We start from the raw sequence: 12,444 nt of genomic DNA, 5'->3' as shown, positions 1-12,444 counted from the left end.
GTCAGGCCTTGGCCGAAACCGCCTCGGCAATGGCGTCCACGACCCCGTCCACGGCGTCTGTCAGAAGCGCCTCGTCCTCGCATTCGGCCATCACCCGGATCAGCGGTTCGGTTCCCGATTTCCGGATCAGCAACCGCCCCTGCCCGCTCAGCGCGGATTCGGCGTCGGTGATGGCGGTCTGCACCGGACCCAGCTCCAGCGGCGTCTGCCCGGCACTGTAGCGTACGTTCTTGAGCAACTGCGGCACCGGCTTGAACTGCTGCGCCAGGTCGGCGGCGGCCCGGCCGGTGCGCACCATCTCGGTCAGGAAATGCAGCCCCGCCATCAACCCGTCGCCGGTGGTGGCATAGTCGGACATGACGATATGTCCCGACTGCTCGCCACCCAGGTTGAACCCGCCCGCGCGCATCCGCTCGACGACATAGCGGTCACCGACCGCAGTGCGCTCCAACCCGATGCCGTGTGCCGCCAGGTGGCGCTCCAGCCCGAGATTGGACATCACCGTGGCCACCAGCGCGCCGCCCGACAGCATCCCGTCAGCGGCCCAGCGCGTCGCCAGCAGCGCCATCAGCTGATCGCCATCGGCAATCCGCCCGTCGGCATCGATCACGATCACCCGGTCGGCATCCCCATCGAGACAGATGCCGACATCCGCACCATGCGCCACCACGGTCTCGGCGGCAAAGGCCGGCTGGGTGGACCCGCAGCCCAGGTTGATGTTCAGGCCATCCGGCGCGGTGCCCACGGGGATCACGTCGGCGCCCAGTTCCCACAGGATCTCGGGCGCGGCCCGGTGGGCGGCACCGTTGGCGCAATCGACCACGACCTTGAGCCCGTCCAGCCGCAATTCGCGGGGCAGCGAGGATTTCACCCGCTCGCCATAGCGGAACCGGGCATCATCGACCCGCCGCGCCCGGCCGATATTGCGCGCCTGCGCCGGCTGCACGCCATCGGCGATCAGGCGCTCGATCTCCAGTTCGGCCTGGTCCGACAACTTGAACCCGTCCGGGCCAAAGAACTTGATGCCGTTGTCCTGGGCCGGGTTGTGGCTGGCCGAGATCATCACGCCCAGATCGGCGCGCATCGAGCGGGTCATCAGCCCCACCGCAGGCGTCGGCACCGGCCCCAGCAGCAGGACGTTCATGCCGGTGCTGGTCAGCCCGGCCGTGAGCGCATTCTCGAACATGTAGCCCGACAGGCGGGTGTCCTTGCCGATTACCACGCGGTGCACACCGCCCGCATCCCGGCGGAAGTAGCGGCCCACCGCCGCCCCGATGCGCAGCGCCATCTCGGCGGTCATGGGATGGGTGTTGGCCGTGCCCCGCACGCCATCGGTCCCGAAGAGTTTGCGCATCCTGCCTCGCTGGTTGAGCTTGTTTCGTTGGCTCGAAACTACCGGACAGCAGCCCACAGGCGCAAGGCCTGCGCGGTTTCGGCAACATCGTGCACGCGCAGGATCTGCACGCCCTGCGCCGCCGCCGCCAATGCGACGGCAATCGAGCCCGGTGCCCGGTCGGCGGCCTGCGCGGCCCGCCCCAGCGTGCCGATGAAACGCTTTCTGGACGCACCCAGCAGGACGGGGCAGCCCAGCCCGTGAAACAGGCTGATCCCCTTCAGAAGTGCCAGGTTGTGCTCCAGCGTCTTGCCAAACCCGATCCCCGGGTCGGCGATGATCCGCGCACGCGGTACGCCGGCGGCCTCGAGCAGCGCGATCTGCCCGGCGAGGAAGTCGTAAACGTCCAGCAGCACATGCTCGTAGATCGGGTTATCCTGCATCGTCTTGGGGTCGCCGCGCGCATGCATGATGCAGACCGGCACCCCGGTCCGGGCACAGAGCGGCGCCAGGTCGGGGTCATGGGTAAAGCCCGACACGTCATTGACCAGCCCCGCCCCGGCCTGCAGCGCCGCCTCGGCCACCGCCACCTTGCGGGTGTCGATCGAGATCAGCGCCCCGGTCTCGGCCCTTATCGCAGCGATCACCGGCGCGGTGCGGGCGATCTCGGTCTCGACATCGACGGCGTCCGAACCCGGACGGGTGGATTCGCCGCCCACGTCCAGGATCGGCACGTCCTGCGCGAGCATGTCCCGCGCGCCGGCCAGAGCCGTTTCGACCGTGGCGTGCCGTCCGCCATCGGAAAAGCTGTCCGGGGTGATGTTGAGGATGCCCATGATGACCGGCGCATCCATATGCACTCCGGCAATGGGCGGCCGCGGCCGCGTCAGCCGGTCGAGGTCCGCCTCGGGAATGTCCTGTGCCGCGACGATTGCACCCTCGCCAGAGCGCGACAGGCGCTCGGCATGGGTGAACCACAGCGCCCCGCCGGCCAGCGGCTGCGCCGTCACCGGGCGGAGAGCGCCCGACTGCACAAGAGGCCGGTAATAGGCGTTCACAGGTCCTTCTGCTCCACCGGAACGAAGCGCAGCGGCACACCGGGCGCGGCCGGCAGGTCGGCGCCGATCACCATCATCTCGCCAGCCTCGAACGTGGCCGCGAACCAGGCCGCCAGCGCCACCGCGTCCGAGGGCTTGGCCGAAGGGCCGTCCACCGCGTCCAGAACGATCTTGGACGGCGCCCAGACGCTGATCTGGCCGTTCTTCATCGCCCAGTCCAGTTCCGTCCGGGTCGAGACCACAACGCAGCGCGGATCGCGCGCGGCCAGAACCCAGGCGTTCTGCTCAATGGCCAGAAGGTCGATCCGGCGCTGGGTCATGGCGTGACCGGTCTGCGGCACGTCCAAGCCGGTCGGGCCCACGCACAGGATCAGGGGACGCTTGCGGGTCTGCAGCTGGTCGATCCAGCCCGACAGGTGCGGCGAGGCGATGGCGTCGCCCGAGAGATAGACCAGACGCGGATGCGGCCGCTCACCCCCCTGCACGTCGGGATGCAGCGCGTCCTTGCCGCGCACGATCTCGACCCCCAGCGCGCCGGGCCCGCGGTCGAGCTTTTCGATCCGAACGAAGGCGCGCACCGCCTGCGGCTCGGCCAGGATGCGTTCGGCCACGCGCGCGGCCAGGGTCTCGAGCAGGTTGAGACGCTCGGCGGACAATTCATGCGCGATGGCCTCGGTCACGCGGTCATAGGACAGGATGCGGTCCACGTCGTCGTCGATCGGTTCCGCCAAGGGCATCACCTCGACCACGACATTGAAGCAGATCCGCTGCGTCGTCCCGCGCTCGGCCTGGAAGGCGCCGATCTCGACCTCGACGATGTGATCGCGCAGCGAGATGCGATCGAGCGGCCCGCGCGGCGCGGTGGCAGCGGCGCGCTCGGACGGATGCGCGAAGGCAAGTCTGATTTCTGTGCTCATCTCGGCGGCCCTCCGGCCCTGGACTTCCTGCGCCCAGCAATAGGCGATGGGGAGCCTGCTTAACAGGCCCGGACGCGCCGCACCAGCAGGCGAATGCGGCAGATCACGCCACCCGGAACCAGCTCATCATCCCCGAGGCGGCATGACCGAGCATGTGGCAATGCAGCAGCCAGTTGCCCGGATTGTCCGCAACCATTGCGATCTGGCGGGTCTCGCCACGCCGGACCAGCACCGTGTCACGCCAGGGACCCGGCCGGCCATCCTCCGTCAGCAGCCGGAAATGATGCCCGTGCAGGTGCATGCCGTGGTCAAAGGCGGTCTCGTTGACGAAGGCGATCCGGTGCAGACTGCCACGGGCCGCATCCAGGAACGGCTCGGCAGGCCGGTCGGCATATCCGTTCAGGGCCCAGAAGCGGCCGAGTTCGGCCAGTTCGCGGCCCGACAGTTCGGTATCGCCCAGACGCGCCGAATCGAGCCAGCGCATGGCCCCGCCCTGCAGCCTCATCCGGCTCAGCGGCGCGCGGGCCGGCTCGTCCAGATCGGGCACGGGGTTCGGCGGCAAGGGCTGCGGCGCCGGCCGGCGGCTCTGCGCCGCCACGCCCCCGACCTGGAACCGGGTCAGGCCGTACCCGCCATCACGCTCGATGCTGAGCAGGCTGGCCGTCGCGCCCGCCTCGGCCGTCACATCCACGATCAGGTCGGCGCGCTGCGCCGGCGCCAGCGGAAAGGCCCCGGTCACGGCCAGCGGGGTGTCCAGCGGCATCCCGTCCAGCGCGACGATCCAGCCCTCCAGCCCGTCCAGCCCCAACTCGAACACACGCGCGTTGGCGGCGTTGGTCAGCCGCAGCCGCAGGCGCTCGTGACGCCGAACCCGGAACTCCGGATCGAAACGGCCATTGACGGTCACGATATTGCCCAGCCGGCCCGCATGGCCAAGGTCGTGGCCATTGTCGAAATCGCCGGTCAATTCGACGGTGTCTGGGTCGAGGCGCCAGTCATCGACCATCAGCACCAGGTCGCGGTCGACTTCAGGCGCATCGGCCTCCTCGACGATCAGCGGGCCATAAAGACCGCGCGCCACCTGCTCCATCGAGCGGTTATGCGCGTGATACCAGTAGGTTCCCGCGTCCGGCACGGTGAAGTCATAGTCGAATTGCCCCCCTGGCGGCACCGCCTCCTGGGTCAGCCCCGGCACCCCGTCCATCGCGTTGTCGATGCGGATGCCGTGCCAGTGGACGCTGGTGGCCTGCGGCAGGTCGTTGCGCAACTGCCGCACCACCCGTGCCCCCTGCGCGACCCGGATCTCGGCGCCGGGCGCACTGCCGTCATAGGACCAGATCGGAGTCTGCGCATGGCCGTCGGGCGCGATCTGCTGCCGTGCCGGGTGGGCAAGCAGCGGAGTAGCGCCAGCGGCGCGTCCTGCGGCGGGCACCAGCGGCCAGGCGGCGGCTGCGGCCAGAAATTGTCGGCGGTCGAGGTTCATCGCGGGACTCCCTGCCCGCAATATAGACGCGCGCCGGCCGCGCGGAAAGCGGTGCGCGTGTCGCTCAGTTGCTGGCCGTGCGGTAGTTGTGGCGATAGAAGATGTGAACGCCGATGCGGGCCGTCTTTTCATAGACGCGCGACCAGCGCGGCCGCACCGCGGTCGTGTGGTAGTGAGTGGCCCCGTCGGTCAGGTTGCCAGACACTCCGTCGATCGTCGCGCGGGCCACTTTCGAGACGCGCTCGAACGCCTTCTTCTCGCGGATCACCTCCTTGGCGCCATCGCAGGTATAAGTGAACTGGCACTGATACTTGCGCCCGGTTCCCTGCCGGATCACGCCGCAGAGCGTACTGGGAAAGCGGGTGCTCTTGACCCGGTTCATGATGACCTCGGCCACCGCGAACTGGCCCTTCACAGTTTCACCGCGCGCTTCGAAATACAGCGCCTCGGCCAGGCATCGCCACTGCTCGCCGCCCTGGGCGCGCGGCTGCTCGTCGACCCAGGCCTTCGAATACGAAACCTGCAGCGGTTTGCGCTTGGGTCGGACGGAATTCAGGTATTGCCGGAAACGCGAGCCGGGCAACGCATCCAGCGACGCCTGCTCATGTTCCACCAGCGACGACAAATCCTTCTCGGCGAAAGACGTATCAGGCAGCATTACGGACGCCGCCAAGGCGACCGCGCAAAAAATCTTCTTCATTTCGAAACCCCACCAGGTTCTTTTCCGCGCCAGTCCCCCCGGCCAGCGCAGGCAGCCCAATAGCGCAGTCGGGCGCGAAGGTCCAGATCACTGAAAAATGCAAGCAGATTCCAGTAGTTTTCCGCCGATTCTCATCCAACGCGCTACCCGAGGAAACGCAACATGTTGTGGTTATTCGTCAGCGTCACCCAGTTGGTGGGCAATCGCCAATTGGGCGGCGGCAAGCCGCGCAACCGGCACCCTGTAGGGTGAACAGGACACGTAATCAAAGCCCGCGGCGCGGCAGAATGCGATTGATTCGGGGTTGCCGCCATGCTCGCCGCACACCGAAAGCGTCAGCCCCGGACATTCGCCGCGCGCCCGTTCCACGCCCAGCCAAAGGAGCTCGCCCACGCCCTCGGTGTCGAGCACGTGAAACGGGTCTTCGGGAAACACGCCCTTCTGCACGTAGGCCGACATGAAGCGGCCCGCATCGTCGCGGGACAGGCCATAGGTCATCTGAGTCAGGTCGTTGGTGCCGAAGCTGAGGAACGAGACATGCGGCGCGATCTCGTCGGCGCGCAGGCAGGCGCGCGGCGTCTCGACCATCACGCCCAGGCGATAGTCGAACTCGCAGCGCCGTTCGGCCGCGACGGCAGCGGCGACCGCGTCGATGCGCGACTTGACCAGTTCCACCTCGCGCTTGGCCGAGACCAGAGGGATCATCACCTCGGGCACGACCGGCGCGCCCTCCTCGCTGGCGTCCAGCGTCGCCTCGAATATGGCGCGCGCCTGCATGTCGTAGATCTCGGGCACGGTCACGCCCAGGCGTACGCCGCGCAGGCCCAGCATGGGGTTGTATTCGCTCATCGCCTCGACCCGGCGCTCGACATCCGAGACCGGCAGGTCCAGCGCCTCGGCCAGTTCGCGCTGCCCGGTCCGGGTGGTGGGCAGAAACTCGTGCAGGGGCGGGTCGAACAGGCGGATGCAGACCGGCTGACCCTGCATGATGCGGAAAAGCTGGGTGAAATCGTCCCGCTGCATCGGCAGCAACCGCTCCAGCACCGCGGCCCGACCCTGCGGGGTCTGGGCAAAGATCATCTCGCGCATCATGGTCAGGCGGCCGGGCTCGAAGAACATGTGCTCGGTCCGGCACAGCCCGATGCCCTGGGCGTCGAACTTGCGCGCCGCCTCGGCATCCTCGGGCGTGTCGGCATTGGCGCGGATGCCGATGTCGCGGGCGGCATCGGCCCAGCGCATCAATGTCTGGAAACTGTCGTCCAGCGCCGCCTCCAGCATCTCGGGCTCGCCGGCCAGCACCTGGCCCGAGCTGCCGTCGATGGTCAGGATGTCTCCGGTGCGGAAGTCGCGGCCGTCCGGGGCGGTCAGGATCTTCTTGCGGGTCTGGAACCGCATGCCCGAGGCGCCGACGATGCAGGGCAGGCCAAGGCCCCGCCCGATCACCGCGGCATGGCTGGTCATGCCGCCCTTCTCGGTCAGCACCGCAACCGCGGCATGCATCCCGCGCACGTCCTCGGGCGAGGTTTCGCGCCGCACCAGGATGCAGGGCTCGCCGCGCGCGGCACTTGCCTGCGCCTCGGCGGCGGTGAACACGATCCGCCCGGTGGCCGCGCCGGGGCTGGCCCCGATCCCCGTGGTCAGCACATCGCGCGCAGCACCCGGCCGCACCTGCCGGTGCATCAGCTCGTTCAGCGAATGGGCGTCCACCCGCATCACCGCCTCCTGCTGCGGAATGATGCCGTCCTCGGCCAGGCGCACGGCGATGCGCACCCCGGCGCGCGGGCTCCGCGGCGTGCGCACGCCGTCGAGGATGCGCACCTCGCCGTTCTGGATAACGAATTCGACCTGCATCTCTTCGCGCAGCTTCTCGCGCATCAGCGCGGCATGGGCTTTTAGGTCGGCAAAGGCGTCCGGTGCCAGCTCCTCGAGCGACGGGCCGCGCTCGTCCTTCTCCAGAAACAGCGCGCTGGCCCCCGCGCCCAGCGCATCGCGGCCCTGACTCTGGCTCAGGTAGCGGCCGTTGACCTGGGGCAGGCCGGTGACCGGATCGACCAGCTGCAGCACGCCCGAGCCGCATTCGCCCTGCCCCACGCCCGGGATCATGCGCTGGATCACCAGGCCCAGCCCGGCCTCTTCCGGCGCGCCCTTGGCCTTGCGCAGAAGCCGCGCGGTGGTGCCGTCCCAGGCGCGCGCCATCGACCGCAGCACCGCCACCAGCTGCTCGCCCGGATCCTGGGGGAACACCTCGTCTGTCTCGTCCTCATAGGCCCGCAGGATCGCGCTCAGGCCGGCGGGGCCGTCATCGGACACGTCGTCGAACACGTCCGGATCCAGCCGCGCCACGTGGATCGCATAGATCTGCACGAACCGCAGATAGAGTGCCGCCGCCGCATCCTGGCCCATCGTGCCGCTCAACTCGTCATAGCGCGCATCGTTCATGCCGATGTTGAGCACCGCGTTCGGCCCGCCCCAGTCGGGATCCTCGGAACTGGGCCGGACGCAGAGCAGGTCGGTGGCCGCGAACTTGCCCAGGATGCGCGGGATGTCGGGCATCTGCCCCCGCGCGATGTCCTGAACCGCGGCAAAGGACAGCGCGACGGTCTGCGGCACCGGCATGTCGAGGCGCACCAGGCGCTGCAGGCATTTCGCCCGCCCGCCATGGGTCTCGGCCGTCACCGGGGCCTCGGCCGTGATCAGGGTGATATAGGGGTCATTCTGCACTGCGGCACCACATCTGTTCGCCCGCAGCATAGGCCGCTTTGCCCGCCGCGCAAGAGCGCGCGGCGTGGCTTGGCCCGAGGTGGTGTCCTCAGGTTCGGGCGCGGCTAACGGCTACGTCTGGTGCCGGAAAGCTTGGTCGGGGCTCCGCCCGTTCGCAGGCGAAACCGTCCACTGGACGGTTTCCGAGAAGCCTGCTCACCCCTCAATGCGCGTGAGATCGGCGACCGAGGCGCAGATGCGGCGGATCTGGCTGAGCAGGTTCAACCGGTTGCGGCGCAGGATCGCGTTGTCGGTGTTCACCTGCACCTCTTCGAAGAACGCGTCGATGGGCGCGCGCAGACCAGCCATGGCCGCCATCGCCTCGGGATAGTCCTCGGCCTCCAGCGCCGGTGCGATCCGCGCCTCGGCCGCCTCCAGCGCGGCAAAGAGCGCGCGCTCGCTGTCGGTCTCGGCGAATTTGGGATCGGCACCGAACGAGTATTCCACCCCGTCCTTCTCTTCGGCCTGGGTCAGGATGTTGTTGGCCCGCTTGAAGCCCTGCACGAGGTTCTCGCCGTCATCGGTCACAATCACCGCGTTCAGCGCGCGGGCACGCTTGACCAATCGGCTGAGATCATCGTTGCCGGCCATCTGGGTGCAGGCATCGATCACGTCGTGGCGGATACCCTGGTCACGCAGGAAAACCTTGAGGCGGTCATGGATGAAAGCCAGCAGGTCTTGTGAAAGGTCCGGCACCACCTCGCCCACCCGGACAAGAAGCGAACCATCCGAAGTGTCGATTTCGGAGTCCTCCAGCCTTGCACGGACCGAGCGAAGTGCCGCTCCGAACACGCCATGTTCGGCGATTTCGTCGAGAAGATCATTGAGCGCGCCAATGTCCTTCTCGTCGGCATCGCCGTTGAGTTGAATCTTGTGCTTGAGCAACTGGCTGTCGATGTAGCGATCGAGCGGCAAGCGCAACTCACTGCTCAACACCAACCGGATCACCCCCAACGCCGCCCGCCGCAGGGCAAAAGGATCCTTCGACCCGGTGGGTTTCTCGTCGATGGCCCAGAACCCGGTCAGCATGTCCAGCTTGTCGGCCAGCGCCACTGTCACAGACAGCGGCGCCGTGGGCACGTCGTCGGACGGGCCGAGCGGCGAGTAGTGTTCCTGTGCGACGGCGGCGATGGCGGCGTCCTCGCCCGACGCCTCAATGTAATATCGGCCCATAAGCCCCTGAAGTTCTGGGAATTCATAGACCATCTCAGAATTCAGATCGGCCTTGGCCAGTTCCGCCGCGCGTGCCGCCTTGTCCGAGTCCGCCCCGGTCACCGGCGCCAGTTCGCGGGCCAGCGCGGCGATACGGCGGATGCGGTCGCCCTGGCTGCCGAGCTTGTTGTGAAAGGTCACGTCTTCCAGCGCGCGGGTCCAGGCGCCCATGTCCGACCGCGCCACGCGCAGGTCGTTGTCCCAGAAGAACTTGGCATCCGCCAGCCGCGCCGACAGAACCTTCTGGTTGCCCGCCAGGATGGTCGCGCCCTGGTCGGCGGTGTCGCGGTTGGCGACGGTGACGAACCGCTCGATGCGCCCGGTCTTGGGGTTTCTCACCGAGAAGAATTTCTGGTGCTCCTTCATCGAGGTCTGCAGCACTTCGGGCGGCAGGTCCAGGAACGCCTCGTCGATCTCGCCCATCAGCACCGCGGGCCATTCCACAAGCCCCGCCACCTCAGCCAAAAGCCCGGCATCCTCGACCAACTCGCACCCGGCCGCAAAAGCCAGGTTGGCGGCCTCCTGCCGGATCTGTTCGGCCCGTTCCTCCGGCGACAGGATCACATGCGCGCGCTTGAGCTTCGCCTCGTAATCCTCGAAGGATGAAACCGAAAACGCGTCCGACGCCATGAAGCGGTGGCCGCGCGTGGTGTCGCCCGCGGCGATGCCGTCGACGTCCAAGGGAACGATCTGCGCGCCGCCTTCATCGGTCAGGATGCACAGGATCGAATGCAGCGGCCGCACCCAGCGCAGGCTGCCCGCGCCCCAGCGCATCGACTTGGGCCAGGGGAAGGTGCGGATGGTCTCGACCAGGACCTCGGCCACGATCTCGGCGGCCGGGCGGCCGGCCCGCTCGATCGTCGCGAAATAGACCGCGCCCTTGGGCGTGTCGCGCTCCTCGAGCTGCGCGCGGGTCACGCCGGCGCCGCGCAGGAACCCCTCGATCGCCTTGTCGGGAGCGCCGACCTTGGGCCCCTTGCGCTCCTCGCGCACGATCGGGCTTTCGTCCAGCAGCCCCTGCACTGTCAGGGTCAACCGGCGCGGGGTCGAGAAGGCGGCAGCCCCGGCATAGGTCAGCCCGGCCTCGACCAGCCCGTCGGTCACGCGCCTCCGCAGGTCTTCCGCCGCCCGGACCTGCATCCGCGCGGGGATTTCCTCGGAGAAGAGTTCGATCAGCAGGTCGGGCATGAAAGGTCCTCGGCAGGTTCGATGCGGGCGCAGCGCAGACGCGCCCACAGCGGATACGCAAGCGCTTGGGCGAATGCAAGAACGCGCCTGGCGGCGCGGGCCTCCGGCGGGGATATTTGCGGCAAGAGGAAGGGCCCGGGCGTCATTGACCGGCGGTCGGGCGCGGCGGACAATCCTCGCCCACCTGGGTGCCGTCATAGGTTTTGCGGCCGCAATTGTTCAGCGCATTCCAGGCATAGCCGCGCCCGTCGGCGGTTACGGCCACGATCCGGTCGACGCCGAAATGCACGTTCTTCTGCCCGATGAAGGCCCGCGCCCGTCCGGCGGCCAGGTCATCGGCCAGCGCCACCGCGTCGAAGCAGTCGAACCAGCCCGGCGCGGTCAGCGGCTCGGGCGCCTCGGCGGGCATGTAGGTCGCAGCCAGCGCCTCCGGCGCGGCCTCGGTCTCGAAACAGGCGCGATAGCGGATCGGCGAGCTGTCGGCGTCGATGGCGCGGAACTCGGAATAGGTGATGGGTTCGGGCGCCTCGGCGTCTTGCGGCAGCAGCATCACGTCGCGCCCCGGCTGCGCCGCGACATCGTAGTAGTAGCCGTAGATCTGGAAATAATAGAGCGCCCCGCCGGCGATTGCCGCCGAAACGAGAACGATCATGGCCAGGATCTTGCCGCTCATGCCGCGGCTCCGGCGGAAACCTGCGCGGCCTGGCGGCCCACCCGGTTGCCCCTTTGCCCGCTTCGGGCCGGTCCGACGCGCGCCATCAGGCCGCCTGCCCGCCGGCCTCGGTGCGCACGAAGGCGTCCGCACAGCGTTTCGCAAGCGCGCGGACCCGACCGATATAGGCCTGCCGCTCGGTCACCGAGATCACGCCACGGGCATCCAGCAGGTTGAAGATGTGGCTCGCCTTGATGCACTGGTCATAGGCGGGATGCGCCATGATGATGTGCTTGCCGGTCTTGGGATCGGTGTCGTCCTGCGCCAGCAGGTGCTCGCACTCCGCCTCGGCCTCCTCGAAATGGCGCAGCAGCACCTCGGTATTCGCGGTGTCGAAATTGTAGCGCGCGTATTCCTCCTCGGTCTGGCGGAACACGTCGCCATAGCTGAGCGGGATCGGCGCATCGGGGTCGTTGAACGGCATGTCCATCACATGGTCGATGCCCAGCACATACATCGCCAGCCGCTCCAGCCCATAGGTCAGCTCGCCCGAGACGGGGTGGCAGTCATGCCCGCCGACCTGCTGGAAATAGGTGAACTGGCTGACCTCCATGCCGTCGCACCAGACCTCCCAACCCAGGCCCCAGGCGCCCAGAGTGGGGCTTTCCCAGTCATCCTCGACAAAGCGGATGTCATGCAGCTCCATGTCGATGCCGATGGCCTGTAGCGAGCCCAGATACAGCTGCTGCAGATCGGGCGGGCTGGGTTTGATCAGCACCTGGTACTGGTAATAGTGCTGCAGCCGGTTGGGGTTCTCGCCATAGCGCCCGTCCGTTGGTCGGCGCGATGGCTGCACATAGGCCGCGGCCCAGGGGCGCGAGCCCAGCGCGCGCAGCGTCGTGGCCGGGTGGAAGGTGCCGGCACCCACCTCCATGTCATAGGGTTGCAGGATGGCGCAGCCCTTGGCCCCCCAATAGCTCTGAAGCCGCAGGATGATCTCCTGGAACGAGCGCGGCGTCTGCGGTGTCGTGTCGGTCATGGCTGGGCCTTTCGCGGGCCGGGTTGGTCCTTGCCGCCTCTTCCTAGGCAAGGCGCCGTGGGGCGTCAACACGGGTGCGGCCTGCAACCGGGGCGACCCTGT

The 12,444-nt window shown here is 68.1% G+C and carries 9 protein-coding genes; all 9 read right to left on the bottom strand.

Annotated features, from left to right (window positions below; translation table 11 throughout):
* Nucleotide 1 precedes the first annotated feature (1 nt).
* The 9 genes from glmM to BMX57_RS04125 all read right to left on the bottom strand — a co-directional run bounded on the left by glmM (nucleotide 2) and on the right by BMX57_RS04125 (nucleotide 12,342).
* Nucleotides 2–1,354 (bottom strand): phosphoglucosamine mutase, encoded by a 1,353-nt coding sequence (glmM, locus tag BMX57_RS04165; RefSeq protein WP_092362809.1) that lies wholly within the window; start codon nucleotides 1,352–1,354, stop codon nucleotides 2–4.
* 38 nt (nucleotides 1,355–1,392) lie between these two features.
* Complete coding sequence (gene folP / locus BMX57_RS04160; protein WP_092362807.1) at nucleotides 1,393–2,391, bottom strand: dihydropteroate synthase; 999 nt, start codon at nucleotides 2,389–2,391, stop codon at nucleotides 1,393–1,395.
* The gene (locus tag BMX57_RS04155; protein WP_092362804.1) at nucleotides 2,388–3,308 is read right to left on the bottom strand and encodes a dihydroneopterin aldolase; all 921 of its coding nucleotides are present in this window, start codon (nucleotides 3,306–3,308) and stop codon (nucleotides 2,388–2,390) included. The genes folP and BMX57_RS04155 overlap by 4 nt, the downstream gene beginning before the upstream one ends.
* 103 nt (nucleotides 3,309–3,411) lie before the next feature.
* Nucleotides 3,412–4,791 (bottom strand): multicopper oxidase family protein, encoded by a 1,380-nt coding sequence (locus BMX57_RS04150; protein WP_092362802.1) that lies wholly within the window; start codon nucleotides 4,789–4,791, stop codon nucleotides 3,412–3,414.
* A gap of 64 nt (nucleotides 4,792–4,855) precedes the next feature.
* Nucleotides 4,856–5,491, bottom strand: a complete 636-nt coding sequence (locus BMX57_RS04145) for a cell wall hydrolase (RefSeq protein ID WP_092362800.1) — start codon at nucleotides 5,489–5,491, stop codon at nucleotides 4,856–4,858.
* A gap of 171 nt (nucleotides 5,492–5,662) precedes the next feature.
* Nucleotides 5,663–8,242 carry a putative PEP-binding protein gene (locus tag BMX57_RS04140; protein ID WP_092362798.1) on the bottom strand — a complete coding sequence of 860 codons (2,580 nt, stop codon included), beginning with the start codon at nucleotides 8,240–8,242 and terminating at the stop codon, nucleotides 5,663–5,665.
* Between the two features lie 165 nt (nucleotides 8,243–8,407).
* Nucleotides 8,408–10,651: a glycine--tRNA ligase subunit beta gene (glyS, locus tag BMX57_RS04135; protein ID WP_092362796.1), complete on the bottom strand. Its 2,244-nt coding sequence runs from the start codon at nucleotides 10,649–10,651 to the stop codon at nucleotides 8,408–8,410.
* Between the two features lie 142 nt (nucleotides 10,652–10,793).
* Complete coding sequence (locus BMX57_RS04130) at nucleotides 10,794–11,324, bottom strand: DUF6446 family protein (RefSeq protein ID WP_092362794.1); 531 nt, start codon at nucleotides 11,322–11,324, stop codon at nucleotides 10,794–10,796.
* 85 nt (nucleotides 11,325–11,409) lie between these two features.
* A complete protein-coding gene (locus tag BMX57_RS04125) occupies nucleotides 11,410–12,342 on the bottom strand; it encodes a glycine--tRNA ligase subunit alpha (protein ID WP_092362792.1) in 933 nt (310 codons plus the stop codon).
* Between the last annotated feature and the right edge of the window lie 102 nt (nucleotides 12,343–12,444).

This window comes from Cribrihabitans marinus, from assembly GCF_900109035.1.
In the GTDB taxonomy this organism is placed as follows: Bacteria; Pseudomonadota; Alphaproteobacteria; order Rhodobacterales; family Rhodobacteraceae; genus Cribrihabitans; species Cribrihabitans marinus.
This window is presented reverse-complemented; position numbering and strand designations above follow the sequence as displayed.